Raw genomic sequence first — 25,916 nt, forward strand, 5'->3', positions numbered from 1 at the left:
TTTGCCTTCGCTACCTCCGCACCCATCCTCACGGACTGAGCACTATGCGTCAGCTACTACTTCCGCCGCCACGCGGTGTAGAGGAGACTTTCACTCCTTAGTCGAAGCGCTGCCAAGCGCACGAAAAGCGGCGCATTCGCTCTTACCGCGAAAGCGCCGCAATTATTCAGTCTCCGTAGCCCTGAGGATGTTCCTTATGCCAATTCCATGCCGTCTCGATGATCGTTTTCAGATCGTTGTAGCGCGGCTTCCACTCCAACACTTGCTGCGCTTTCCCGGAAGAGGCGATCAGCACGGCCGGATCTCCGGCTCTGCGCGGCGATACCGCAGCCGGTATCGGATGGCCGGTCACTTCTCTGGCCAGCTCGATGACCTGTCTGACGGAGAAGCCCGTACCGGAACCGAGGTTGAAAATATCGCTCGAGTTGCCGGCGCGCAAATAAGCAAGCGCCCGCAGATGAGCGTCCGCAAGGTCCATTACGTGAATATAGTCACGGATGCATGTGCCGTCTTCGGTCGGATAATCGTCGCCGAAGATGCCAATCTGCTCCCGCTGGCCGAGCGGCACTTGCAGGATGATCGGGATCAGATGGCTCTCCGGCGTATGATCTTCGCCGATCATCCCGTCCGGATGAGCTCCGCATGCGTTGAAATAGCGAAGCGATACGAATTTGATCCCGTAAGCCTGATCGCACCAGCGGAACAAATTTTCCATCGCGAGCTTCGTTTCCCCGTATGGGCTTTCCGGACGGGTCGGGGCGGTCTCCTCGATCGGAACGCGCTCCGGCTCCCCATACGTGGCGGCCGTGGAAGAAAAAACGATTTTGTTCACTCCGTGCCCGGCCATCGCACTGACCAGGGAAAACGTGCCAAGCAGATTATTGTCGTAATACTTGAGCGGATTGCTGACACTTTCTCCAACCAGGGAGCTGGCGGCAAAATGAATGACCGCTTCGATTTCATTTTCGGCGAATACCCGGTTCAAAAAGCTTGCGTCGCGGATATCTCCCTCGTAGAATCGGGCTGCGGCCGACACGGCCGATCGGTGTCCGGTCACCAGATTATCGACAACGACTACGTGCTCCCCGCGGGAGATCAGCTCGGCAACGGTATGACTGCCGATATATCCGGCACCGCCGGTAACAAGAATGGTCATGCTTGAGCTCCTCCTACCTGACTTTATAGCTGCCTCGCGCCGTCTCCGATGTCGCAGACATAAAACGACGGAGTAAGTCCCGTCTTTGCCGTATAACGCTCGGCGACGACCCGCCGGAACGTCTCAACAGCCTCGTCGCGGACGATGCTGACCGTACAGCCGCCGAAGCCGGCTCCAGTCATCCGCGTCCCGATACAGCCTTCGATCGCGCAGGCTTCCTCGAACAAAGTGTCCAGCTCGAAGCCGGTCACTTCGTACAGATCGCGCAGCGATACATGAGAAGCTTTCATCAGCTCGCCGAATGCGGCAAGGTCGCCTTGCTCCAAACTGGAGCAAGCCTTCAAGACCCGATCGTCTTCCGTGACGACATGCTCCACCCGGCTGCGAATGAGCGGATCGGGAATCGCGTCTTGGACCCGCTCCCACTCGGCCAGCGACAGCTCGCCAAGACTAGAGAGGCCGGGCAGCTTTTCCTGTATCCACTTTAACCCATCTTCACATTGCTGTCTACGCTCATTGTATTTGGAATCGGCCAGCCCTCTCCGCTTGTTCGTATTCGTAATGATCAGCTTGCAGCCTTCGATACGAAACGGAACATACTGGTAATCCAAAGTATCGCATTTCAGCATAACGGCGTGAGCTTCCTTGCCCATACCGACCGCGAACTGGTCCATAATTCCGCAGTTGACCCCGACAAACCGGTTCTCCGCCCTCTGGGACAGCTTCACCAAATCAATCATCGGCAAATTGATCCCGGTCAGAGCCGTCAGAGCAATCGCCGTGACAAGCTCGATCGAAGCTGAGGAAGATAACCCCGCTCCGTTCGGGACGTTGCCGTCGTACAGAACGTCCGCGCCCTGGAACCGGTGAGCGTGCGCTCCGCCCTCCAGCTGGAGCAGCTCCGACAGCACACCCTTGGGATAATTCGCCCAATCGTCTTCCTGACGGAACTGCACATTAGCGGTCCGGACGTCGGCTTCCGCCGAAAACTGCATCGAACGGAAACGGTACAACCCGTCGGTGCGAGGCTTGACCAGCGCATACGTGCCGAACGTCAAAGCCGCCGGAAACACATAACCGCCGTTGTAATCGGTATGCTCGCCGATCAGATTAACCCGGCCCGGGGCAAAAAACAGAACGGCTCCCTCCCGATCGCCGAACCGCTCTGCGAACGATTGTTGAAGCAAGCCGATATCGTAAGTCATAACCGTCATTGCAATCTACCGTCCTTTCTCAGGAAGCGTTCATACGCCTCGCGCATGTTCGGCGCCGTCTCCTCCACCGCCATCGGATTCGCGGCCGCCCAGGCTCCCATTTCCGAGGAGGCGTACCACTTAATTTTATCTTTGTCTCTTAGAGGCGGGTAAAACTCGATATGAAAATGATAATACGATTCCGCGTCGTCCCCGTTAACCGGTCTTTGATGGATCACCATCATGTACGGGAACAGCTTGTCGAACAGTTGATCCATCGCTCCGGTCGTATCCCGCAGTATCTCGGCTAGCGCCGTCTTCTCTTCCGGCGTAAAGTCCGGCAGCGCCGTCATATGGCGTTTGCTTACGATAAAGACACCGTATGGATAGTCCGTAAAATACGGCAAATAACATAAGAAATGATCGTTCTCGATGATGACCCGCTGACGGAAAGCCGCTTCTTCCCGGTTCATGTCGCAGAACAGGCAAGTACCGTTCTCCTCATGGTGCAATTTGCAACTAGCCAGCTCCGTCTTCAGCTTGAGCGGCATATGCGAATACGCGTAAATCTGCCCGTGCGGATGCGGCATCGTCACTCCACACTCCTCGCCGCGGTTTTCAAAAATCATCACGTACTGATGGCGCGGGTCTTTGGACAGCTCGGTGAACCGTTCGGTCCATAAATCGATCAGCTTGCCGATATGCGGAACCGACAGCTCGGGCAGCGTTTTCGTATGGTCCGGCGAGTAAAGCACGACCTCGCATTTCCCGTAAGACTTCTCTGCCTTATACAGCGACGTTGCGACCGGATCGGGCTCCGGCGGATTGGGGCTGAGCGCAGGGAAATCGTTTTCGTACATGTGCACGTCGTACTCGTCCGGCACTTTGCCAGAGCCCGGGCAGAAGGGACAAAACCCTTTCGGCATGTGCGGCCGGTTTTGCCGGTTTGAAGCCACCATGATCCAATCCCGCAGCAGCGGATTGTAGCGCAGTTCGGCCATGGAACATCCTCCTTAAGCGAAGTCGGTTAGACTTTATTAATTATTTTAATTAACTATACCCTATGATACTCACACAACCGTATAATTACAATCGAAAAATTATTTATCCCTCGAAATTTCGCCACAACTTCCTTATCTCGCAATTGATTTCCAAAACTTAATTAGTTATTCTAATAAAGAGAGCCGTACACTACTTTATCTCGCAGACAGGATGAATCCGATGATCAAGCCGTTGATCGGCAGCTTCCAGCTGATGAAATCGCTCAACCGCACGCTCGTGCTCACGACCATACGCAATTTCGGACCGATCTCGCGGGCGGACATCGCCAAGAAAACGATGCTGACTCCGCCGACGGTAACGAACATCGTAAGCGAGCTTCTGGAACAAAAATTTATTATAGAAAGCGAGGTCGGAGCGTCCAGCGGAGGCAGGAAGCCGATCTTGCTCAAGCTGAATTCCCGCTCGTTCGCCATCGTCGGAGTTGATGTCGGAATTACGTCGATCAAATCGGTATTGACCGATCTGGACGCCGGCATCATCCGCGAGCTGCGCTGTCCGCTGCCTCCCCGCCCCGATGCGGACACGTTTCTCGAGCTGTTGTCCCGGTCCGTAGCCGAGCTGATCGCATCGGCCGCAGCGGAGCAGACGGTGCTCGGCATCGGCGTCGGCATGCACGGGCTGGTCAATCCGGAGGAAGGCGTCTCGATTTTTGCCCCGAATTTGAATTTGCGGCAAGTTCCGATCCGCGCTGTGCTGGAAAGCGAGTTCGGACTGCCGGTGTATGTGGAAAACGACGTAGTCGCCATGGCGCTCGGAGAGTTATGGTTCGGGGGCGGGCAGTTGACCGATCATTTTATATGCGTCAATATCGGAGTCGGCGTGGGGGCCGGCATCGTGCTGAACCGGCAAATTTTTAGAGGGAGCAGCTACTCCGCAGGCGAGCTCGGCCATACGACGGTCGATCTGAACGGTCCCCACTGCAGCTGCGGCAATTACGGCTGCCTGCAGGCGCTCGTATCCGGACCGGCCATCGCGGAAAGCGTGCAAAACGAGATCGCTCTCGGGCGCAAAAGCGCGCTGCTTCCGCCGGTTCCTTCGGACCTCGCTTCGATTACCGGCGAGCACGTCTACGAGGCGGCCTTGCAAGGAGACGTGCTGGCGCTGGAAGCGTTCGGCAAAGCCGGCCGTTTGCTCGGCATCAGCTTGACGAACATGATCCATACGCTGAATCCGCAAAAAATTATTTTGGGCGGAGGCGTCGCCCAAGCCGGAGATCTGCTCACCGGTCCGCTTAACGAAACGGTGCGATCGCGCGCCCTCGAGTCGTCCGTAACCAGCCTCGTTATCGAGACTTCCCGGCTCGGGGACAGAGCCACGGCGATCGGAGCCGTTACGGCGGTGCTCAGCCGGATTTTCGAGCTGCCGCAGCTTCAGGGCGAAGCAGCCGTCAGCCATTCGGAGCCTTAAGCGCCCCTTCCCGGTATAGCCCAAGCACACGCTGCACGGGAAGTTGCCCAAAAAAAGCGAACAAGCGCCGGCACGAATCGTGCCGACGCTTATTTATAGTTGCAGCCTAGCCTTATATCGGATCAGTGCGAAGTTATAAGGAACCTCGCCAAAGCGATACCGTATGACGACTCCGTTATTGGGCGCATACATCCCGCAATTGCTTGCCGGGCTTAAATGCCGGAACCTTGCTCGCCGGAATGTCGATTTCCTCGCCTGTTTGCGGATTACGCCCTTTGCGCGCAGAACGTTCACGAACTTCAAAATTGCCGAAGCCCACAAGTTGAACTTTGTCCCCGCCTTGCAAAGCTTCCGTAATCGCATCGAACACGGCGTCTACCGCTTTCGTTATATCCTTTTTGGACAAGTCGGTCGATTCCGCCACCTTCGCGATCAACTCCGATTTATTCATGCCATTCACCTCCCCCTTCGCGTTCTAATGCTTGTATTCTCTGTGTTCACCGTTTCCGCGGAAATTATACGTGGGGCGCGAAAATATTCGAAAATAGGTGCAGCAAGGCCAGCCGATCCCGCAAGAAAAACGCGCAAGTCTCTCCAGCCGGAGAAATTGCGCGTTTTGGAATTTAGAGAATAATCGCGATCAAGCCGCCGGAGCCTTCGTTTATAATGCGTCCGAGCGTTTCCTGCAGCTTGTAGCGCGCGTTGTCCGGCATCATCGCCAGCTTGCCCTGGATGCCTTCCCTGACGATCGAGTGCAGCGATCTTCCGAAGATGTCAGATTCCCATATTTTCAGCGGATTGTCTTCGAAATCCTGCATCAGATAACGGACCAGCTCTTCGCTTTGCTTTTCCGTGCCGATAATCGGAGCGAATTCCGACTCGACGTCAACGCGGATCATATGGATCGACGGCGCCGTCGCTTTCAACCGGACCCCGAATCGGGAGCCTTGGCGGATCAGTTCCGGTTCGTCAAGCGACATATCTTCGAGGCTCGGAGGCGCGATTCCGTAGCCGGTCGTCTTGACCATCTCGAGCGATTCCGCGAACCGGTCGTACTCGCGCTTCGCGTGCGAGAAGTCCTGCATCAGCTGGAGCAGATGGTCTTTGCCGCGGATTTCCACGCCGACGACTTCCATCAAAATTTTATCGTACAGCTCATCCGGAGCGTACAGGTCGATCTCGGCAACCCCTTGCCCCATATCCATCCCTGCAAGAGCGGCGCGCTCGATGAAATCGTACGTATCGAATTGTCCGACGACCCGGTCGACGTCGCGCAGACGGCGGATGTCCTTGACGGTATTGCGGACCGAGTTCTCGAAGTGCGAACGGAGCCAATGGTTCTCGTCCAGCACCATCACCCAGCTCGGCAAGTTGACGTTGACTTCGTGTACCGGGAATTCGTACAGCACTTCGCGCATCACTTGCAAAATATCGTCTTCGGTCATCGCCGCCACGCTGGTGGCCATAACCGGGATATCGTATTTGGCGGCTAATTCATTGCGCAGCTCGATCGTCTCCGGGGCTGTCGGCTTGATCGAGTTGACGATCAGAATAAACGGCTTGCCGACTTCCTTCAGCTCGTTGATCACCCGTTCTTCCGCCTCTTCATAAGAGGAGCGGGGAATTTCCGCGATCGAACCGTCGGTCGTCACGACGACGCCGAGCGTCGAATGTTCCTGAATGACTTTGCGCGTGCCGATCTCGGCCGCTTCCTGGAACGGAATCGGCTCTTCGAACCAGGGCGTCGTGATCATGCGGGGACCGTTTTCGTCCTCATACCCTTTTGCTCCCTGCACGGCATAACCGACGCAGTCGACGACCCGGATATTCACGTTAAGCCCCTCGGCCACGTTCAACCGAACCGCGTTGTTTGGCACGAATTTCGGTTCCGTCGTCATGATCGTCCGGCCCGCAGCGCTTTGCGGCAATTCGTCGGTAGCCCGGACCCGTTCGGCTTCGTTCTGGATGTTTGGCAACACCAATGTTTCCATGAACCGTTTAATAAACGTAGATTTCCCTGTCCGGACCGCGCCTACGACTCCGAGATAGATGTCCCCTCCCGTGCGCTCCGCAATGTCCTTAAAGATATCCACTTTCTCCAATGAGATCCCCTCCCAGCAGGATGATGAACGAAGCAGATGTCGCAACCTCGATTGTTGACGGCTGCCGGCCGAATCACAGTGCGACGATACTCGTACATGCTTTTGAACTAGTAAAAAATATATGTACTAGGATTCGCTTTATGACAGGAACGGAAGAAAAGTTTTTTCACTCCGTCCTGTTTCCCGGATGACCGCTCACAATGCCCCTCCTCCAAGCCAATGCCTGCGTCAAACTATCAATCGCCCGGCTATCAAGTCGGTATGCTGCATAGGCAAACCTGATCTTCCCCAAAGAATGGATTCGATAGATCAACAGAAATAGTCTACAAAACTATCTTCTTCCAGCTCCTCTGCGGTAAAGTTACCCTTCAACCACTATATGTAGCCTGCCGGACAGTTATTCGGAACAACTGGCTTCGCCCGGCAATAATTCGCCCGTATCTCCCGCCGTTTCCCGCCCGCTCCGCCGGCCCGGCAAAAAAAGAAACCCCCGACGGGTTTCGGGGGTTCGAACATGGGTGGTGGTTGATTCGTTATTTGATCGGATCGTCCGCGATCTGTTTCTTGATATCTTCCTCGGCTTTGCGCAAGGCGGTATTCAAGTCGTCCGGCCCGCCGACGAGCCGGTCCACCACCTGACTCATCCGGGAGCGTGCTCCGCCGTCATAATACGTGCTGACGATCGGCTTGGCGATTTTCTCCGCCGTAAAGGCCTTTATGTTTTTGCCTTGCAAAATCGGCAAATCTTTGCCGAATTCCGCCATCACCTGCTCGCTGCGCAGAACCGATACGCGCCCTTTGCGGGAGTTAGCCGCTTGAATCTCGTCCGATACCAAATACGCGAGCACTTCAAACACTTCTTCCTTATGCTTGCTGGTCGGCACCATCGAGAAAAAAGGCGCGTTCATCTGCGAGCCGACGTCCTTCATGCCATCGAAGTGCGGCAGTGTTACGACGTCCCAGTCCAGCCCTTTCTCCACCGCGGCCGGGAGCAGATCCAGCGGGCTCGGTCCGACCCGCATCGCGAGCGTTTGGCGGTTGAAGAAATTGACGTCGTCATCGCTCGCCGGCTCGTTATTCGGGATCGTGTAAAAGCTGGTCATCGTCTCGACATACTTTTTCCACTGCTCCGTATTGACGGTCGGGGCGAACGTTTTCGGATCGATAAACGTAAGGCCGAGCTGGTTGCGATAAATCATGTTGAGCGCGTTCAGCTTAATCCCCTTGTATTTCGTACCGCCTTCCATCCGGGATATTTGCTTGGTCAAGTCGTAGATCTGCGTCCAGGTCATACCGTCCTTCGGATACGGCACGCCGAACTTATCGAAGATCGATTTATTGTACACCAGCGTCGTATTGTTCAGCTCATACGGCATGAACAATATTTCGCCCTTCGGCGAATACGATTTGATCGATTCCAGCACGCCCGGAGCAAACCGGTTCAGATCGAATTTGCTTTTCTCGATATAAGGCGTAAGGTCGGTCATCACTTGAAACTTCATCGCCTGGAATACGCCGCCCGCCGTCCGCGCCACCGCGTCGAGCTCCGTTCCCGACCCGATAACGTCTTCGAGGGTCGCTCCTTTGGCTTCCATCATCACGTTCAGCTTGATATGGGGGAACTTCGTCTCAATTTTGCTTTTCAACTCGTCGACCAGTTCCTTGGAATAACCGTTGTACAAAAAAGTCAGCGTTACCGGATCACGCTTCTGGGGCTGCGGATCAGCGGGGGCGGCCTCATTTCCCGTGCTTGGCGCGCCTCCGCATGCGGATACGGCAACCGACAGCAGCAGCGCCGCGGCAACCGTCAGCAGCTTGGTTTTTTTCTTTTTCCCGTTCATAACCATCTTCCTCCCCTTTCGATTGCTCTCCTATGTTGTTTGCGCTTTCAATTGTAACCCGGCTTGCCGTAATATACTTGCCTATCTTTGATCAAATGAATGTCACAATATTGATCGCGGCCTTTGCGCGCCCCCTTCGCTTCGTTCACTCCATCCGACCGTTCGAGCGTTAGACCGTTCGACCGTTCGCATACCCGAGTTGCCTACCAACATCTTCATATTCTATAATTCATTACAAGCGGGAACTATTTTGTTCGGGAAAAGGGGATGTATCGTGAAACTAGATCGAGTCCTAATCAATCAGCTGCCCGTATCGAATCCGATCGTCGAGAACAATTTCCGTCGGTTTCCCATTTATTTGAGAAATGAATCGTTGAGGTATCATAGATACAAAATGCACGTTCAGCCGGGCATCGAGATTAATCTGAGCTTGGCGGGAACGGCGGTGTACGTGGTCGGCAGCCGCATCTATAAAACGTCGCCGGGGCATATCCTGTTGTTTCCCGGCCACGTTCCACACCAGGTGTTCGTCGACAACGCCGACAAGTACAAACGCGTCGTCCTCTGCATCGACGATGCCATGCTGCAGGCGATGGCGGGCAGTCCGGCACCGGCCCATTCGCTGGAATGGTTCGGCAGCGTCCCCTGCCACCATATCCGTCTATCGATGAATATGTTCGCGCTGTTTAAACAGATCGTACAGCTGATGCACACCGAGCTGATGGAGCAAAGAAGAGGCTGGGAGCAGATGATGATGGCCCAGCTGACGAGCTTGACCGTCATGATCGGAAGGATGGTCGACGAGCAGTTCGCCGCTTACGAACAATCGCGGGGGCCTTGCCTGCCCGAGGATTTGGCGGACCGGTGCTGCCAATATATCGAATCTCATCTGCACGAGGACCTGTCTCTGCAAAGCGTAGCCGAGTTGTTCCACGTCAGCCCCGAGCATTTGACCCGTACCTTTAAACGTGAAAAAGGCGTCGCCTTTTACCAATACGTGCTGCTGCAGCGCATTCAGGAGAGCAAACGTCTGATGCTCGCCCGCAAAGACATCTCGCTCACCGATATCGCCTATACGCTCGGATTCGCCTCGTCATCGCATTTCAGCCGCATCTTTAAAAGCGTCACCGCGATCACCCCGCGGGAATTTCGGCATCGCTCGCAGTCCGGGCTGTAGTCAGCGGCTCAGCGGCGAACATGTATGCGCTTAAACAGCAGCGGAGCTCTGGCACCCTTTATTTTCAGTATTTGTGGACGATGGAGACGAATAAAGGCGGTTGTACCCCTTATTTCCAGCACACTGATGGAAGACACCCTTTTCTCGGAAATTAACAGCTCCAAACCACTCTTATTTCCCCATACAAGCGGGTTTCAGGCAAGATAACGGGTACAAACCGCTCTTATACGGTTCCTTCCCCCGCTTGAAGCAGGGCAGAAGGTCCAAACGGCCACCCGACCGCGATGAACGACTTGCGATACTTGCTGGCTCGACAACGACAAGGAAGGGAACAGCTCTTGACTATACTATGGTGAAGAACTTAAACTTTCTTTTATAAGAAAAGCTTCTAAACGAAGCCGTTTCCGCGACGCGACGAATGCCCCTGCGTAAGCGAAGGCTTTTAGCGAACTTAAACATTCTGACGTTGAAAAAACCGTCCGGCAACATCCGGACGGTTCTTCGGTAATGGAAGATTCAATGAGCGGCCGAGGAAGCTTGCGGCTCGTTGTTGACCCAATAATAAGGAAATGATTTGGCCGGCACGAAAGGCGATTCCGTCACCAGCACCTCGCGAAGATCCGAACCAGCGTCCGCCGACTTCATTCCTTTGCGCTGCATCGCCTGCATAATATCGGCAGCATAATCCACCGCGACCGTCCCCTGCTTGTCGATGACGAAGCCGGCATATTGGCGCGAGTAGACGCTTTGCACTTGCTCCGCCTTGATGCCCAGCTTGGTGAAATCGAGCCGAAACACGTCCTGGCCGGCCGGTTCGCCGGTTGGCACTGCGCCGTTATTCGCCGTTTTGTAGCTATCTACGCGCTTTTGCAAATCGCCGGTTTTCTGGTACGCGATCACATCGATCAGTTTCACTTCCGGCTTTTGTTCCGGATTGACAAGAACGAACAAGTACGATCCCCCGTTCTCGAAAGCGATCGTAGGAATTTGCCCCAAATACGGGCCTTGAATCAGCTTTTTCAGATCGAGCACGTATTTTTCGTACAGCGGCGTATCCGAAACCGAGTTTTTAATCGGCAAAACGCCGGTTTTTTCTTTGTATTGATTCACCGCGTTTTGCACAAGCATCAAACTATCGGAGACGTTCATCTGGTTTTCTTTACGCATTTCTTTCGGGTACATGCATCCCGCCGCAACCGTCAGCAGCATCGCCACAGCAATAAGGCCGGCCAGTCTACCCAGCAGATTGCGCCAGGCTTTATCCATCGCTTGCATCGGATCTATCCTTTCTGAAAGTAGGCTGTCGTCGTACGGTTACCAGAGGTCGTCCTCGCGCTGTTTGGCCAGTTGAGCCCTTACCGCCGCCTTTAACGGATCTTCCGGAATGATCACGGTGCAGTTCCCCGTTACTTTCGCCTGACATGCCAGCCGAACGCCTTCCGTGAGCTGATTGCCGAGCTTGTGCTTCTCGTTATCGGAAGGCGCGGACAATCCCTCCCCGGACTCGGCCGATACTTTGCACATGAGACAGGCCGCATTCCCGCCGCAGCGGGTACGGATGAGCACGCGCGCCTTCCTCGAGGCGTCCAGCACCGAGGTGCCCGGCTTGACCCGAACCGATTTGTCATCAGGCAAAAAACGGATGTCGAAGGTCATGGCGTACGTACCTCCCAGTCTGCGGGCAATTGAAGCAGCTTGCGTATCCGTTCCGAATAGGCCGGGCCGATCCGGTTGCGGCCAAGCATCACCGCAAGCAGCGGCAGGTGGGCTTCCGGCTGCTCCCGCATGGCGCCTGCAATCGGCTCAAACCGGTCCGCCCGGTCCCGAAGCACGTTAAACAGCAGTTCATGGGCAAGCGGCATAAACTTCACCGGGACGCCGCTGATCCGGCCGGCCCAGGCATAATCGGCCAGCAATTCTTCTACCTGCACTGTATATTCCGCGTCGTCCTTATGGACGGTAAGGCTGCCTACGAGCTCGGCCTGCAAACCTTTTATCGAGTAATGGCTCAGCAGCGAGCTGTACATGCCGGTTTCGCTGTAAGCCTGCTCGTCCGTCGCCAGGTCCGCCAGGCGGCCGTGCAGCTCCGCAGCGAAGCCGGCGTCCGCGTACACGTCCAGGTCCCGCGGGCTGGCATCAAGCGGCACACCCTGCAGCAAAGCGCCGCAGCTGCCTCCCACAAGCCATGCCGCCTCGCAGCCTGCCAGCTTTTGTCCAAGAACGGCTATAGCTGCTGTCACATGAGAAGGAACGGACTCCAGTCTGGGCTCAAAAGTAAGGCTTGTTTTGGACGGTAATCGCTCCATCGCTATTCACCTTCGTTTGGCATCCCAGCCGGAATCCTTCCTCTAACTCCTCATCGTCGAGCCCGAGCAGCTCCGCCTTGTTCGGTTCGCTCAAATATTCGATCCCTTCCAGCACCTGGCATCTACAACGCGAGCACGTCCCCCGCTTGCAATTGAAACCCCAGTCGACATCCGCCTGGAGGGCGAGCTCCAAGATCGTCTTGCCCACCTCGGCTTCCACCGTTTTTTTTCTGCTTCGGCCTATCAGCTCAATCAACTTCATTCCCTCCGTCTACTCATAGAATCGATAGTATCATGTACACGACGGACACAAGCAAGATGACGAAAGCAATAATCGTCAGTATGATGCGTACGAAACCTTTGGTTTTGATTCTGGCGAATGTAATAATAAAGGAAGCCAAAATCATCAGCCCCATTCCGATGAAGGAGGCCCACATTTTATCCATGCTGCTCAATTAATATCACCCTATGCCATTAGTTCTATCGTCCCTGATTATAGCATTCCGTCAGTCGTTTGTGAAATTGACGATTTCCCGACATTTCCGGCTTTCCGGCCGTTCGGAACAAAAACGATGCAATGAAAAAGAACCGCTGCGGTCGATCCGCATACGGTTCAGCACAGTATTCATACGTTGGATTACTCGGAAGAATAAGCGTTGATCTCGAACGATACGATGCTCGGGAAGGCGATATAGTCGGTTCTTTGGGCGAACGGACCGCGGTTATTGTCTCCGCGATTGAGCGGATATACGCCCGGCGCTCCCCAGCCGCTCGCCCGGTTGTCGTACCAGGCAACGAATGCGTTCGCTTGCGCCAGCGTCAGATCGTACTCTTTGATCGCGCCGGTGTTCAGTAGAATAACCAGCAAGGCCCGGTCGGGGGCGGGGGCGTAAGGAGTCGCGGCGGCCGATGTGCTTGGCGCGCTTTCTCCGGCCCCGTTAACGGCGGTAACAACGTAGGAATATGTTGTCCCGTTGTTCGCCGTCAAGTCCGTATAATAGCCGTATACGCTGCTGCCCACAGTTGTATAAGTGCCGCCGACGCCTGAAGTCCGCTTCACGTTATAATATACGGCGCCGGTTACGGTCTCCCATTGCAGCATCACCTTGCTGTCACCAGGCACGGCTGTCAAATGAAGCGGAGCCGCTGGGGGCCGAAGCGACGGCACCGCCCAGACCGGCTGCGAATTCGGGCTCTCTCCGAACTCGTTAAAGGCGGAGACGACATAATAATACGGAATGCCGTTAGCGACTGCCGTGTCGCGGTAGCTGGTTCCGTACACCGTTTGTACAACCGAATACGGTCCGCCATAGGAGTAGGGCGATTTTTTTACATGATATCCAGTCGCATACGGTTCGGCGTTCCAGACGAGATCAACCGCCCTGTCGGATGGGGCAGCGGTTAGCCCCGTCGGAATGGTGGGGACGATCGGCGAAGGCGAGCCGTACAGCTCCAGCTCATATACCTTGACCAGCGTTCCCGGGTCGGCCGACGTCAGGCGGACCGTCTTGACTCCGGATACTTGAATCGGGAAAGGAGCGGTGGGCTCCGTCGTGGTCGCACCCGAACCGGCTACCCCTGCCCCACGTTCGTCGTACAGATGGAGCTGGGCATGAGGCGAGTCAGCATAAAACAAAAACCCGCTCACATCGACCGGCCGGGCAAAGGTCCAGCTGTATGCGGTCCCGCCCACCGTTTCGTACGTTTGCATCAGCCCGTCGGTCATTTTGAACAAAACCATTCCCGGAGCAGCCGCCGGCTTGCCCCTCAAGAGCCCTGGAAGCGGCGCACTGGAATCCGCAAACGCGTTCGTCCCTCCAAATAACAGGCTTGCGATCAGCAGCAGCATCAACCAAACTTTTTTCAACAGTTTTCTCTCCTTTTATGAGTATTCGTACGTTATCAGAACGTACGTTCTCATTGTAAGGAGAACGGCGAAAGCGAACAACTTGTCACAATGGACGAAATTTACATTTTGGATAAGAAAAATTTCTTTTGAAACCTTCGCCATTATAGTAACAACTCGACCTGTTGACAGCACCCGGCTCATAAAATGCTTTCTAGCGTCCGGATGGCGCCCGGCTTCGTTCGAACAGAAAGCGCATGAGCCTGTTCTAACGATATGCATACGGGCCTCACTGAAACGTGAACGCATTCGGCTTCGCTCTAACGAAATGTCTACGGGCTAAGCTAATTAACGCTGACTGACTGACTAACTAACCAACTAACGCTCAATGACAAAATAAGAGGCTCTGGCACCCTCTATTTTCAGCATTTTTGGAAAACAGAGACGAATAGAGGCGGTTTGCACCCCTTAATTCCACCGACTGGTGGGGGGTGCGCCCTTTTCGCGGATTCTAGAAGCTTCAAACCGCTCTTATTCCGTAGCCATGCGGGTTTTCGGACAAATTAGCAGCTTCAAACCGCCTTTAATCATGGGAGGTCCTTGCGTTTGAAAATCGCCACGTTTCCGAGTCATGCGCTCCTTTTGGAAACAGCCCCTTCTATACTTTCTCGACAAAAAAACGCAAACCCGAACGACCGGATTTGCGTTTTCTTTGCGGCGACCTTACTTTTTGCCCATGATCATTTTCATCAAGGACTCCATATTGTTCGGATTCAAGCCGCTCTTTTGTACGGCACTAATAATCTCGTTGACGGTCGATTCCGAAACCGGTACGTTCACCATTCCGGAAACTTGCTTGATCAGCTGCCGAAGCTGCTTTTCGTTCTGCATCGTGGACGGCTTCACTCCACTCGCCAGCTTGTAGATGTCCTTTTCCGAGACGGATTTGCCGGTCTTTTTGTTGACGGTGTTCAGAACGTCCTTGGAAATATTTTTCCCGCTCATGCCTGACCTCCTTAAACGGTGACTTACCGTATTGTATGAGGCCGGAGGCTAGAGCGTGTAGGCGGGACGCAACGATTAGAGCGTCCATTTCTCCGCCGATTCCAGGGCGATATCTTCGATCTCATGGGTGCGCAGACGTCCCATCAGGCGGCCGACGGCGATTTGCGGCTCTACGCCGGCAAACAGCACCTCGTGCAGCTGCTCGGTGATCGGCATCGACACTTCATGTTGTTGCGATAAGGAGTAGGTCGCCTTCGTCGTTTTGACGCCTTCTACGACCATCCCCATCGTCTCCAGCACTTCCTGCAGCGGCCTGCCTTGTCCGAGCATATATCCGGCACGCCAGTTCCGGCTGTGCTTGCTGGTGCAAGTTACGACCAGATCCCCTACGCCGGCCAGCCCGGCAAACGTAAGGGCGTTACCGCCCAAAGCGACGCCCAGTCTGGCGATCTCGGCCAGCCCTCTTGTGAGCAAAGCGGCTTTGGCGTTGTCGCCGAACCCGAGTCCGTCCGACAAGCCGGCTCCGAGCGCGATAATATTTTTCAGGGCGCCTCCGAGTTCGACGCCTGTAACGTCCGGATTCGTATACACCCGAAAATACGGGCTTATGAGAACATCCTGCGCGCGCTGAGCGGCCTCCAGCTGATCGGCAGCCACGACGACGGTAGTCGGCGAGCGCTGAATCAGCTCCTCGGCGTGACAAGGACCGGACATTACCACCAGACGTCCCGGATCGATTTGCGTCAGCTCCTCGGCGAGAACCTTCGTCATCCGCTTCATCGTCTCGGGTTCAAACCCTTTCGTCGCATGGATGACGATCGCGTCCGAATCGAGAAACGGCCGTGCCAGACGAGCGACCTCCCGCGTAGCATGAGACGGGGCGGCGAAAATAACTGCTGTCGCGCCGGTGAGCGCCGTCTCCATCGAAGCGGTAGCCGTGATGCGCTCCGAAAGCCCGAAATCTCCCGTATACTTCCGGTTTTTCCGCTCCCGGTTCATCTGCTCGGCCTGCTCTTCTTTTCTCGTCCATACCGTTACGTCGTATTCATTGTCCGCCAGTAGAGAAGCCAGCGCCGTTCCCATACTTCCTGCGACGAGAACCGCCGCCCTGCGCAGACTCATCCGGCTTTCCCCTTTCCTGCGGCCGTTCCGCTTGCTTTTTGTCCGATCTTGCTTTCCTTGCCTTTCACCAGCTTCACAATATTAGTCCGGTGACGAACGAAAGCGAATATAGCGATTAACAAAATCCCCCAGAACACGTCGACCGGATAGTCCATAAGCCAGACGAGAACAGGCATCAGGCCGGTAAACACCAGCGAGCCCAAGGAGACATAACGAGTTGCAGCGATCAGTAAAATAGCGGCTATCCCTGTAATAAGCGCCGGGATAAAGCACAGCGTAGCGGCGACACCGATCGTAGTGGCAATTCCTTTGCCGCCTTTGAATCCGAAATAAATCGGCCAGTTATGTCCTGCGATTGCCGCCAAGCCGGCCAATATCGGGATATAGGATACATCGGAGCCAGCTCCCAGCCATTTGCCGATCCAGACCGCCCCGATGCCCTTAGCCGCATCCAGCAGCAGAACAGCGATGGCCGGCCCGACGCCGATCACGCGCAGCGTATTGGTAGCGCCCGCATTGCCGCTTCCATGCTTGCGGATATCGATTCCTCTAAACCATTTTCCGTACAAAAAACTAAAACTGATCGAGCCGAGCAAATAAGCTACGATTACCGGAACAAACGTGTGCACCAACCAATCTCTCCCTCATGATCCCCGATTCGAGCGAGTCTGCCCGCTCTAACTATTCGGACCTGCTCCGTGCCTGCGAAATTACAGCCCGCCTGGGCGATCGGCTTGACAGGGCGGACAAACGTTCGCAGCCAAAAGCAGGGACACTATTTCGCAGGTCCCTACTCGTCGTCCGTCTTCTTGCGCGTAAATAATCGGATCGGCGTACCTTCAAAACTGAAGGCCGCGCGGATGCGATTCTCCAAATATCGTTCATACGAGAAATGCATCAACTCCGGATCATTGACGAACAGCAGGATGGTCGGCGGCTTGACCGATACTTGCGTAGCGTAATTAATGCGCAGCCGTCTGCCCTTGTCGGTCGGAGGAGGATTAAACGCTACCGCATCGGAGACGACATCATTCAGCAGATGCGTCTGTACCCGCATCGAATGCTGTTCGCTTACATCGATCACGACCGGCAGCAGGCGGTGCAGCTTCTGCTTGGTTTTGGCGGATACGAATACGACCGGCGCATACGTCATAAACAGGAAGTGGTCGCGTATTTTTTCCGTAAACTGTTGCATCGTCTTGTCGTCCTTGTCGACGATGTCCCACTTGTTGACTACGAAAATCGCGGCCTTTCCGGCTTCATGCGCATATCCGGCGATATGCTTGTCCTGCTCGATAATGCCTTCTTCGCCGTTAATGACGACAAGCACAACGTCCGCTCGCTCGATCGCGTGCATCGCTCTCATGACACTGTACTTTTCCGTCGATTCGTACACTTTGCCGCGCTTGCGCATCCCCGCCGTATCGATCAGCACGAACTTCTGTCCGTCCTTCTCGAAAGGCGTGTCGATCGCATCCCGCGTCGTTCCGGCCTGATCGCTTACAATCACGCGCTCTTCGCCCAGAATCGCGTTGACGAGCGATGATTTACCGACGTTCGGTCTGCCGATGACGGCAACACGAATCGTATCCTCACCGTACTCCTCGTCATCCTGTTCAGGAAGGATGTTCATCACAGCCTCCAGCATATCTCCGATACCGATGCCGTGTGCCCCCGATATGCCGATCGGGTCTCCGAATCCGAGCGAATAAAACTCGTAAATATCATCCTGCCGTTTCATGTTGTCCACTTTATTAACGGCCAATATGACCGGTTTTTGCGCGCGGTACAACATCTGCGCCACTTCCGTGTCCGACGGCGTCATGCCTGCTTTGGCATCTACCATGAAAATGATGGCGTCCGCTTCCTCGATGGCAAGCTCCGCCTGCATACGGACCGACTTCAAAATCTCGTCTTCTCCGTATACTTCAATTCCGCCGGTGTCGATGACGCTGAACGATCTGCCCATCCATTCCCCGACCCCGTATATCCGGTCCCTGGTTACGCCGGGTTTATCTTCCACGATCGCGAGCCGGTCTCCGATAATCTTATTAAAGATTGTCGATTTGCCGACGTTCGGACGGCCTACGATCGCCACGATGGGACGTGCCATGCAGCTTCAACTCCCTAATCCCTAAATTACTCACGATAACCATCATAACAAATTCACCCAACAAAGTGAAGTTGCTCTTGACGCAGGACATGCTGCAATTCCTTTTTACGTATTGGCAGCCTTCCCTATTTTCTAGTTTCCCTCCAGCGGTCCGCCAAGCTTTTGGATACATCGCGGACGGAGCCGACGACCGTCTCGGCAGCAGACGACATCAACCGTGCGGAACCGACAGCCAGCCACCATTCGTCCTGGAAAGGAAGTCCTGCAAAAGGCATAGCGGCTTGTCCTTTGTGAACATATCCGTACAAGGCGCTTCCGCACAGCAGCGCAAAGCTGAGGCATGCGATCTGATCCGCCGGTTTGCGGACAAGTATCGCAGCTAGAAGCGCCAAAATCAACCCCGCTCCGAATGTGACACGGCTGGGAAGGAAAAAAGGGTCGATGTCGCCCATATGCTTAAGCAAATAATAAACCGATGCAAGGAACAGGCCGAACGACAAGCCGTGCAGCCCACCCAGAAACGAACGCTGCCTACACAAAGCGGCTCCAATGAGAATCAGCAGCGGCACGATCACCCCGTTCACCGCCCAGCCTTTTCCCATGAATACATCGAATCGGCCCGCCACACACCAGGCTGCAAAAAAAGTCAGGATGGCCCGGTCGGACACGCCCCGAAGCAGGAAGGTTTTCCAGCCGCTCGCCAGCAAAATAAACGTTACCAAAATAAGAATCCAGCTCAGAAAGCCTGCATTCATGCCGCATCTTCCCCCGTCTCCAATGCTCGCCTTACGAAAAAACGCTTCCTCTCGTCTGCTGGTGCCGCGTTGCCAAACCTCCATACAGCAGCTCGCGTCTGTTTAGTATTTGTAGAGTTCACGCTTTTTAATAAGTTAATCGCAAACGAAGACACCCGCCATGAAGAGGCTGATTTTGGCGCAGAAAAACAAAAAAACGGCCTCTGTGAAGAAGCCGTTTATCGTTTCATTCAGGTCTTGCAGGTCTTACTTGAACTTGCTCAACTTGTCGCCGAAACGCTCGCCCAGCGTCATGTTGAGGCTTTCTCTAGGAGGAATCGGTTCGTTATGGTTGCTGCCGCGGGAACCGCCGCGATCGCCTTTGCGTTCGCGTTCCGGTTTAGCAGGCGCTTCCGGAGCTTCTTCCGTTTCTTTGATGCTGAGGGAAACGCGTTTCTCGGCCGGATTGAAATCCAGTACTTTCACATTCACTTCTTGCCCTTCCTTCAACACTTCATGTGGAGTGCCGATATGGCGGTGGGCAATTTGCGAAATATGAACGAGACCTTCGACGCCCGGAGCGATTTCAACGAATGCGCCGAAGCCGACAAGACGTTTGACGGTACCTGTAACGATCTCGCCGGTCTGGAACTTATCGGCAGCTTGCTGCCAAGGACCCGGCTGGGTTGCGCGAATACTGAGGCTGATCCGGTCGTTCTCCGGGTCCAGCTTCAAGATCTGAACCTTCACCTTGTCGCCTTCCGCTACGACTTCGGAAGGCTGCTGGACATGATGCCAAGCCATCTCGGAAATATGAACGAGACCATCGATGCCGCCGATGTCTACGAATGCGCCGAATTGAGTCAGGCGTTGAACCGTTCCGTCCAGCTGTTGGCCAACTTGCAGTTCGCCCATCAATTTTTTCTTGTTTGTTTCGAACTCTTCGTCCAATACGTCTTTTTGGGACAGGACGACTTTGTTTTTCTCGCGATCCAGTTCTTTCACTTTCAGGCGAAGCGTGCGTCCTTTGTAGTCGGAGAAATCTTCTACAAAGTGGCGCTCTACCATCGAAGCCGGTACGAAGCCGCGAAGGCCTACGTCAACGACAAGACCGCCTTTGACAACTTCCTTCACCTGTGCTTCGATAACCGTGCCCTGATCCAGCTTGGACTGCAGGTCAGTCCACGATTGCTCGCTGTCTACGGCGCGCTTGGACAGAAGCAGCTTCTCTTTACCGTCGTCCAGGCTCAGCACTTTCAGTTCGATTTCCTGTCCGACTTCCACCGCTTCAGCGGCGTTGTCCAAAGCAACGTTGGACAACTCTTTCAGAGGAACGACGCCATCGTATTTATAACCGATATCGACGATTGCCTGATTATCTTCAATTTTTACGATTTTGCCTTTAACGACGTCGCCTTTCTTGTAGGCCACTACGCTGGACATATCCTGGCTGACGTTTTCTGCATTTTCTTGTACGTTGATCTCTTCTGACATTTGAATACCCTCCTCGACTGACAACCACAAACTGATCATCAAACCATAACTTTAGTATAATTCCAAGATACCATTTCCATACGCCCGAAGCAACGTGCGAGTCATTTTGAAGCGCGTACGCTCACTTCCGAGCGGTTAGCAGCTCACGTATGGAAGACATAATATGCTCGGTAGCCTGTTCGAGCGAATCCGAACTGGTCGATTCCCGGTAAGCGGACAAGTCGACCGGCTTGCCGTACACAATTTTTATTTTGCTGAACATCTTATAATTTCCAATAATACCCACCGGAATCACAACCGCACCGGAACGCAGCGCCAGACTGGCGGCACCTTTCTTGCCCATACCGCCGCCCCGGGTTCCTTCGGGAAAAATCCCCATTACGCCGCCTTCTTTAAGCAGCTGCAGGGCGTGCCGGATCGACTCCTTGCTGACGCCGCCCCGTTTGACCGGAAAAGCGCCGACATTGCGGATAATAGTACCCAGCACCGGAACTTTAAACAGTTCCTCCTTCGCCATAAAACGGACGACCCGCTTAAGAGGGGTGCCGACGAGCGGAGGATCAAGCGTACTTATATGGTTGGAGGCCAGTATGACCGCCCCTTGCTCCGGCACGTTCTCCGTGCCCGAAACTTCCAGCCGGAAAAACGTGTTGAAAAAGACGCGGCATACGAATCTGCCGAATCGGTACAACTGCATATTATCGGGTCCCCTTGCCTTCGGCCGATTTAGTAAGCTCCAATATCCGTTCCACGACTTGCGGTATGGCAATACCGGTCGTGTCGAGCAGGACCGCGTCACGGGCGCGCACAAGCGGCGATACTTCGCGCTGCTCGTCCATTCTGTCCCTATCGGCGATCTCCCGCTCCAGCTTCTCGAGCGATACGTCTTCGTTCCTGGCTTTCATCTCCAAGTAGCGGCGCTCTGCTCTTTCCTTCACGCTGGCAGTCAGAAATATTTTAACTTTGGCGTCAGGCAGCACGTGCGTGCCGATATCGCGGCCGTCCATCACGACTCCTTCCGCTTCCGCCATCTCCTGCTGCTTGGCTACGAGAAGCGTCCGGATCTCCGGGATTGCCGATACCGCCGATACGTTCCGATTGACCTCAGGAGAACGGATAAGGCCGGTCACATCGCTTCCGTCCAGCAGCACCTGCTGGCCATGCTCACCCGGAAGCAGCTCGATCCGCAGTTTCGATGCTATCTCCACAAGCTGTTCCCGGTCTTCCGCCGTAATGCCCGACTGAAGCGCTTTCCAGGTAACGGCACGGTACATCGCTCCCGTATCGATATAAATAAAGCCGAGCTCCTTTGCTACGAGACGTGCAACGGTGCTCTTCCCGGCGCCTGCGGGACCGTCGATCGCAATATTGAATTTGTCCAACGGAAAGCGTCCTCCTTGTATCCTTTGCGGGTCGATCGTGAAGGGAGTGAAAAAAAGCAGGCCGCGCCTGCATCCGTTGTAAATTATACCATAGCTGATCCGCCGTTGCAAAGTTAGATGCACGCTCCGGCACCTTAACTACGCCCCGGCGGCCCCGAGCGGGAATCTTTCAAGATCCGGAATTGCAGCCATAGCTCCGCTCGAAAGGAACGCCCTCCAGCTTCTCTACCTTGACCGCCCATTTGCGCACCGCCGGAGACAACAGCAGAAGCTGCGTGAGCAGCAGCGCCGCCAAGCCTGTCCATACCGCTATGCGCAACAGCCGTTCGACCCGGTTCGACACTTCGATGAAAACGGTCTCGTATTCCGTAACGTCCCGTTCCTGAGCTTCTGCCTTCCGCTTGCGCGATTCGCTGCGGCTGATCATACTCCGGCACCTTCCTGTTAAGTCCGTTGGCGACACCGTGTCGCAATCGGCTCATTCGGATCTGAAACGTCTTGAAGTATGTCCAACCGCTCCCTCTTTTATGCAGCCGCGCCTGAAGTTATCTTTTGCGGACATCGAGCTGCCGCTCGAAGCAGTACCGGATGATGCGCTGCCGCTCACTGTCCGCTATTTCCGTATACTGCACCATTATGATCAGTTTGCCGTTCTCCAGCGTTTTGATGCGGACGATCTCGCCTTTGAAGCCGGCATGCTCGATCTGCCCGTTGCGAAGCGGAAGCAGCAGCCAGCAGCCCACCATATCGCCCCGTTTGACCGGAACCCGGTTATCGCACAGAAATGACACGCCTCCGCCGCCAACGTCATCGGTGAAAGCCGTAAACATCAGCTGATCGTTCAGCTTGACAGCCAGTTCAAGCTCGGCTGGAACCCGCAGGAAATTGCGTCGCTGCACTTTCGTAATCTGCTCTTCCTCGGGGGCTTTGATCAGAATGAGCCGGATCACTTCTTCCTTGAATCCGAGCACGACGGTATTAAAGTAGTTTTTGACCCCGCCTTCCGTCATAAAATAAGCGTTGATCTGGTCGCCCGCATACAATCGTTTCAGCTTGCCGGTCGTAGCATGTATAGGAACTTCAAGCGATATGTAATTCGGAGTCATATCGGCAATCCGCGACTTGTATTCTTGCATGGCTTCTTCAGGGTCGATGGAATTTACCTGTAAATATAAAATCTGGTTCACTTTCGGAAGCAAATTCAGGACCTCCCAGCCATGTGTAGTTCTTTATACCCATTATGATATCAATTAGTCCTATTATAACATGGAGACACCGAACAATTACAAGAAATAATGTTCATTAATCGACGAAAGCCGACAATCCGGCAACATGCGCACCGGCTCCAGCTCTTACAGCAGTAATCATCATAGTGCAAAAAAGAGAAAGCCGTCAAGCGGCCTTCTCCTCGGTGTCTGCTCTTGGTTCGCGTTCAAGTTGCGACATTCGCGTCCGCCTGCTTCAACTGCTCGACCTTCTCCTCGGAACCGGTATCCGCATTAATGTAGATCCGGTAGATGGAGCCGTTGACGCGGCCGGTGAACTGATAACACAACACTTCTTTATCGATGTCGTTTTTAATCAGCGCAAGCGACTGGTCTTCGACGACATAATTCGGATTCAACGATTGTTTCGCTTGCTCGAGCGTCAAGGCCGGCGGCTTTATGTCGCGCTTCCTGTGCTCAAACAAATAATCATTCGCCTGCATGCCCGTCACTTCGCCGTTGTCGAGCGCTACCATAACAGTGAGCTTGTCCGGGAAAATCGTAACGTCCCCCTGCTTGGCCGCAAACGTCAGGTTCGCCACATTTTGATAGGTGTCATAGTTGATTGCGGTCATATCCGGATAGTCGTGGGAATCAAGAAACGATTGCGCCGCATCCCGGGCTTGCTCCGGTCCCAGCTTCGTTTCGGCTACGTCGCGGGGCGCCATGAACCAGATCAGTCCGCCGCCCTTTTTGGCGAAGTCCATCGACACATCGGTGCCGTTCTCGTTTTTGGCCGACAAGCTGAAAGAGCTGTATTCGGTTCCCGCACCGTTCTCGACGACGTTAATATCGTTTAACGTATGTCCGCTCATAAATTGAACCGCTTTTTGCTTCACATCTTCCGCGGTCATATCGTTTCCGGCAAGCGCCGAGTAGGTCCGCTTCTCGAACATCGCCGCCATCGACGGGCCCCAGTTGACTTCCTCATATTCGCTTACTTTTTTGTCGACCGTCTGGAAGCCGTCGATGATCGTGTTGTCCAGCGCTTTCGCCTCTGTAGCAAGCGCCACCTCCACATCCATCCAGCGCAGGCTGTTGGCGATAACTTTCGACTGCACGTCGCGGAGGTCGGTTGTAATCTGCTTGGAATGCTCGTACAGCGCCGTTAAAGTTTTCATCTCATCGTCGTTCAACGGTTCGTTCGTCAAGTTGCGCACCGCCGCCCGGTACGAGAAGTTGGACATGTTGCTAAGAAATTCTTCGGTCTTATTAAACGGCAGCAGCGTCAGCGGCAGTTGGTTGATTTCGCTCTGCGCCTGGCTGGTCAGCCGCCATACGTTGACAAGACCTTTGCGCTGCGACGCTTCGGAGGTTGTGTTGAGTGCCAGCGTATTGCCCAGCTCCGTATGCAGCTTGTCCAGGTGGAACGATAAATCGTGAAACGCACGCTGGTACTGATTTTCCGCTTTAATGAGAATCGAGTTTTTCTCCTGGTTCACCTGGTATCCCCATACAACCGCTCCGATCAGCAGCAGGGTCAAGATCGGGAACATAACGGCGCTCAGCCTTCTATACATGCTTTGTCGGCTCCTTTCCTTTACCAAAACTGAGATTAGTTTTCGTTGAAGGAGAACGCTTTATGCATCCGGTTGTGGAATAATCGGCAAAAAAAAGACGCCCCGTCAGGCATTGGCAAGGGCTCCTCTACTCCGTATCGATATCGAAATCGCTGTTGTTGCTGCACAAACATTGCTTAAATCCGGTCTCGATCCGTTCCTTCTCCTTTTTGCCGCGCAACACGAACCGCTCTCCGCAAAGCCTGCAGCGAATCGTTACCTTTACTCGCGTACCGTTCATGGGAACCTCCGATAGCAAATTAGCTCTATCTTTAGTATACCCAATCTTTTACAAATTAATCTCTTCTTCCCGGCGCACGGCGCGAAACGGGGATTTGGCGTTCGCCCGGTTAACCCGCCCCATGCCTTGAATCCACAAATAGATCATTAACGGCAAAATGAACCAGATCCAATTGGTCTTAACCTGAAGCAAAATATAATCGAACAACCCGTGCCAAAAGATCGGATACGCCAGCGACTTGAACAGCAGCAGCCTCTCCTGGGAGGGATCTCCAAACTTCGCCTTCCCGATATAATACCCCATCACGACCGCAAACAGCGCATGGCCCGATACGGGGAGAAACGCGCGGAACAAAAGCGTCGAGAACGAGAACGGGTTAAGCAGCGCATAGATGACATTTTCGAGCGTGGCAAAACCGAGCGATACGGATACCGCGTACACGATGCCGTCATACGGTTCGTCGAATACGGTATGCTTGTAAATCGCGTAATATACGATAAACCACTTGATAAATTCCTCGACGAAACCCGTTATGCCAAATGCGAAAATAAACGAATTCTCGCCTATGCCGAGGACGATGGCTCTCTGAATGACCATGGTCGGAAAAACGAGCAGGACGCCGTACAAAAATACGCGTACGACCATATGAATCGGCTCCGAGTGGTATAAATCCTTCAAATAAAAATAAACAAGCAAAGCGATGCCCGGTGCTACGGCAGCTGTGATGACCGCCAACCATTCCATACGGCGTCCCTCCTTTCCATTCGATTTTCGTGAACATGGGATCGAGTAGGCCCATGCACAATTGCATGGGCCTCTCACAGATCCGGACGTGCGGGTCATCGCATCCGGCTCCTCCAAGATTATCCCCTTTGGGGGTGATGTTCATTGTAAAGCTCAAGAAGACTGCA

The 25,916-nt window shown here is 54.3% G+C and carries 27 protein-coding genes; 2 read left to right on the forward strand and 25 right to left on the reverse strand.

Annotated features, from left to right (window positions below):
* Window positions 1–166: 166 nt before the first annotated feature.
* From galE to galT, 3 genes are read right to left on the reverse strand one after another with little or no spacing between them, the layout of a single operon-like run.
* Window positions 167–1,156, reverse strand: a complete 990-nt coding sequence (gene galE, locus AC3Y2E_RS33310) for a UDP-glucose 4-epimerase GalE (RefSeq protein ID WP_379217528.1) — start codon at window positions 1,154–1,156, stop codon at window positions 167–169.
* 23 nt (window positions 1,157–1,179) lie between these two features.
* Window positions 1,180–2,370, reverse strand: coding sequence for a galactokinase (locus AC3Y2E_RS33315; RefSeq protein ID WP_379217530.1), 1,191 nt, complete (start codon window positions 2,368–2,370; stop codon window positions 1,180–1,182).
* On the reverse strand, window positions 2,367–3,350 hold the full coding sequence (gene galT, locus AC3Y2E_RS33320) for a galactose-1-phosphate uridylyltransferase (RefSeq protein WP_379217532.1): 984 nt from the start codon (window positions 3,348–3,350) through the stop codon (window positions 2,367–2,369). The genes AC3Y2E_RS33315 and galT overlap by 4 nt, the downstream gene beginning before the upstream one ends.
* A gap of 220 nt (window positions 3,351–3,570) precedes the next feature.
* Here galT and AC3Y2E_RS33325 point away from each other — a divergent pair, with 220 nt between their 5' ends.
* Window positions 3,571–4,818: an ROK family transcriptional regulator gene (locus AC3Y2E_RS33325; protein WP_379217534.1), complete on the forward strand. Its 1,248-nt coding sequence runs from the start codon at window positions 3,571–3,573 to the stop codon at window positions 4,816–4,818.
* Between the two features lie 175 nt (window positions 4,819–4,993).
* Here AC3Y2E_RS33325 and AC3Y2E_RS33330 read toward each other — a convergent pair whose 3' ends face one another.
* From AC3Y2E_RS33330 to AC3Y2E_RS33340, 3 genes are all read right to left on the reverse strand, one after another.
* Window positions 4,994–5,269: an HU family DNA-binding protein gene (locus AC3Y2E_RS33330; protein WP_190925219.1), complete on the reverse strand. Its 276-nt coding sequence runs from the start codon at window positions 5,267–5,269 to the stop codon at window positions 4,994–4,996.
* Window positions 5,270–5,441: 172 nt separating this feature from the next.
* On the reverse strand, window positions 5,442–6,920 hold the full coding sequence (spoIVA, locus tag AC3Y2E_RS33335; RefSeq protein WP_190925221.1) for a stage IV sporulation protein A: 1,479 nt from the start codon (window positions 6,918–6,920) through the stop codon (window positions 5,442–5,444).
* A 533-nt stretch (window positions 6,921–7,453) separates the two neighbouring features.
* Window positions 7,454–8,761 (reverse strand): ABC transporter substrate-binding protein, encoded by a 1,308-nt coding sequence (locus AC3Y2E_RS33340; RefSeq protein ID WP_379217537.1) that lies wholly within the window; start codon window positions 8,759–8,761, stop codon window positions 7,454–7,456.
* 274 nt (window positions 8,762–9,035) lie between these two features.
* Between AC3Y2E_RS33340 and AC3Y2E_RS33345 the strand changes: the two genes are divergently transcribed.
* Entirely contained in the window at window positions 9,036–9,938 is a 903-nt protein-coding gene (locus tag AC3Y2E_RS33345) for a helix-turn-helix transcriptional regulator (RefSeq protein WP_379217539.1), read from the forward strand.
* A gap of 516 nt (window positions 9,939–10,454) precedes the next feature.
* Here the strand turns inward: AC3Y2E_RS33345 and AC3Y2E_RS33350 are convergent.
* The 19 genes from AC3Y2E_RS33350 to prsW all read right to left on the reverse strand — a co-directional run bounded on the left by AC3Y2E_RS33350 (window position 10,455) and on the right by prsW (window position 25,749).
* Window positions 10,455–11,213 (reverse strand): YphF family lipoprotein, encoded by a 759-nt coding sequence (locus tag AC3Y2E_RS33350; protein WP_379217541.1) that lies wholly within the window; start codon window positions 11,211–11,213, stop codon window positions 10,455–10,457.
* 39 nt (window positions 11,214–11,252) lie between these two features.
* Window positions 11,253–11,594, reverse strand: coding sequence for a 2Fe-2S iron-sulfur cluster-binding protein (locus tag AC3Y2E_RS33355; protein WP_190925227.1), 342 nt, complete (start codon window positions 11,592–11,594; stop codon window positions 11,253–11,255).
* Window positions 11,591–12,244 carry a nucleotidyltransferase family protein gene (locus AC3Y2E_RS33360; RefSeq protein ID WP_379217544.1) on the reverse strand — a complete coding sequence of 218 codons (654 nt, stop codon included), beginning with the start codon at window positions 12,242–12,244 and terminating at the stop codon, window positions 11,591–11,593. Before AC3Y2E_RS33360 ends, AC3Y2E_RS33355 begins: the two co-directional genes overlap by 4 nt.
* Complete coding sequence (locus AC3Y2E_RS33365; protein WP_190925230.1) at window positions 12,207–12,500, reverse strand: 2Fe-2S iron-sulfur cluster-binding protein; 294 nt, start codon at window positions 12,498–12,500, stop codon at window positions 12,207–12,209. The genes AC3Y2E_RS33360 and AC3Y2E_RS33365 overlap by 38 nt, the downstream gene beginning before the upstream one ends.
* A 19-nt stretch (window positions 12,501–12,519) precedes the next feature.
* Window positions 12,520–12,690 carry a DUF2768 family protein gene (locus tag AC3Y2E_RS33370; RefSeq protein WP_317891148.1) on the reverse strand — a complete coding sequence of 57 codons (171 nt, stop codon included), beginning with the start codon at window positions 12,688–12,690 and terminating at the stop codon, window positions 12,520–12,522.
* Window positions 12,691–12,881: 191 nt separating this feature from the next.
* Window positions 12,882–14,111, reverse strand: a complete 1,230-nt coding sequence (locus AC3Y2E_RS33375) for a fibronectin type III domain-containing protein (RefSeq protein ID WP_379217546.1) — start codon at window positions 14,109–14,111, stop codon at window positions 12,882–12,884.
* A gap of 702 nt (window positions 14,112–14,813) precedes the next feature.
* Window positions 14,814–15,095 (reverse strand): stage VI sporulation protein F, encoded by a 282-nt coding sequence (locus AC3Y2E_RS33380; protein WP_190925237.1) that lies wholly within the window; start codon window positions 15,093–15,095, stop codon window positions 14,814–14,816.
* Window positions 15,096–15,170: 75 nt separating this feature from the next.
* Window positions 15,171–16,217 carry an NAD(P)H-dependent glycerol-3-phosphate dehydrogenase gene (locus tag AC3Y2E_RS33385; RefSeq protein ID WP_379217548.1) on the reverse strand — a complete coding sequence of 349 codons (1,047 nt, stop codon included), beginning with the start codon at window positions 16,215–16,217 and terminating at the stop codon, window positions 15,171–15,173.
* Complete coding sequence (plsY, locus tag AC3Y2E_RS33390) at window positions 16,214–16,849, reverse strand: glycerol-3-phosphate 1-O-acyltransferase PlsY (protein WP_379217550.1); 636 nt, start codon at window positions 16,847–16,849, stop codon at window positions 16,214–16,216. The genes AC3Y2E_RS33385 and plsY overlap by 4 nt, the downstream gene beginning before the upstream one ends.
* A gap of 158 nt (window positions 16,850–17,007) precedes the next feature.
* Entirely contained in the window at window positions 17,008–18,330 is a 1,323-nt protein-coding gene (gene der, locus AC3Y2E_RS33395; protein WP_190925241.1) for a ribosome biogenesis GTPase Der, read from the reverse strand.
* 125 nt (window positions 18,331–18,455) lie between these two features.
* Window positions 18,456–19,085 carry a YphA family membrane protein gene (locus AC3Y2E_RS33400; RefSeq protein WP_379217553.1) on the reverse strand — a complete coding sequence of 210 codons (630 nt, stop codon included), beginning with the start codon at window positions 19,083–19,085 and terminating at the stop codon, window positions 18,456–18,458.
* A gap of 246 nt (window positions 19,086–19,331) precedes the next feature.
* Window positions 19,332–20,558, reverse strand: coding sequence for a 30S ribosomal protein S1 (gene rpsA, locus AC3Y2E_RS33405; RefSeq protein ID WP_332071105.1), 1,227 nt, complete (start codon window positions 20,556–20,558; stop codon window positions 19,332–19,334).
* A gap of 121 nt (window positions 20,559–20,679) precedes the next feature.
* Window positions 20,680–21,255 (reverse strand): lysophospholipid acyltransferase family protein, encoded by a 576-nt coding sequence (locus AC3Y2E_RS33410; protein WP_332071106.1) that lies wholly within the window; start codon window positions 21,253–21,255, stop codon window positions 20,680–20,682.
* A gap of 1 nt (window position 21,256) precedes the next feature.
* Entirely contained in the window at window positions 21,257–21,940 is a 684-nt protein-coding gene (cmk, locus tag AC3Y2E_RS33415) for a (d)CMP kinase (protein WP_379217556.1), read from the reverse strand.
* Window positions 21,941–22,109: 169 nt separating this feature from the next.
* Window positions 22,110–22,367 (reverse strand): hypothetical protein, encoded by a 258-nt coding sequence (locus AC3Y2E_RS33420; protein ID WP_379217558.1) that lies wholly within the window; start codon window positions 22,365–22,367, stop codon window positions 22,110–22,112.
* A gap of 118 nt (window positions 22,368–22,485) precedes the next feature.
* A complete protein-coding gene (locus AC3Y2E_RS33425; protein ID WP_379217560.1) occupies window positions 22,486–23,139 on the reverse strand; it encodes a flagellar brake protein in 654 nt (217 codons plus the stop codon).
* Between the two features lie 233 nt (window positions 23,140–23,372).
* The gene (ypeB, locus tag AC3Y2E_RS33430; protein ID WP_379217562.1) at window positions 23,373–24,725 is read right to left on the reverse strand and encodes a germination protein YpeB; all 1,353 of its coding nucleotides are present in this window, start codon (window positions 24,723–24,725) and stop codon (window positions 23,373–23,375) included.
* Window positions 24,726–24,852: 127 nt separating this feature from the next.
* Window positions 24,853–25,005 carry a hypothetical protein gene (locus AC3Y2E_RS33435; RefSeq protein WP_190925254.1) on the reverse strand — a complete coding sequence of 51 codons (153 nt, stop codon included), beginning with the start codon at window positions 25,003–25,005 and terminating at the stop codon, window positions 24,853–24,855.
* 48 nt (window positions 25,006–25,053) lie between these two features.
* On the reverse strand, window positions 25,054–25,749 hold the full coding sequence (prsW, locus tag AC3Y2E_RS33440) for a glutamic-type intramembrane protease PrsW (RefSeq protein ID WP_332071110.1): 696 nt from the start codon (window positions 25,747–25,749) through the stop codon (window positions 25,054–25,056).
* Window positions 25,750–25,916: the final 167 nt, after the last annotated feature.

This window comes from Paenibacillus sp. MAH-35 (assembly GCF_058135425.1).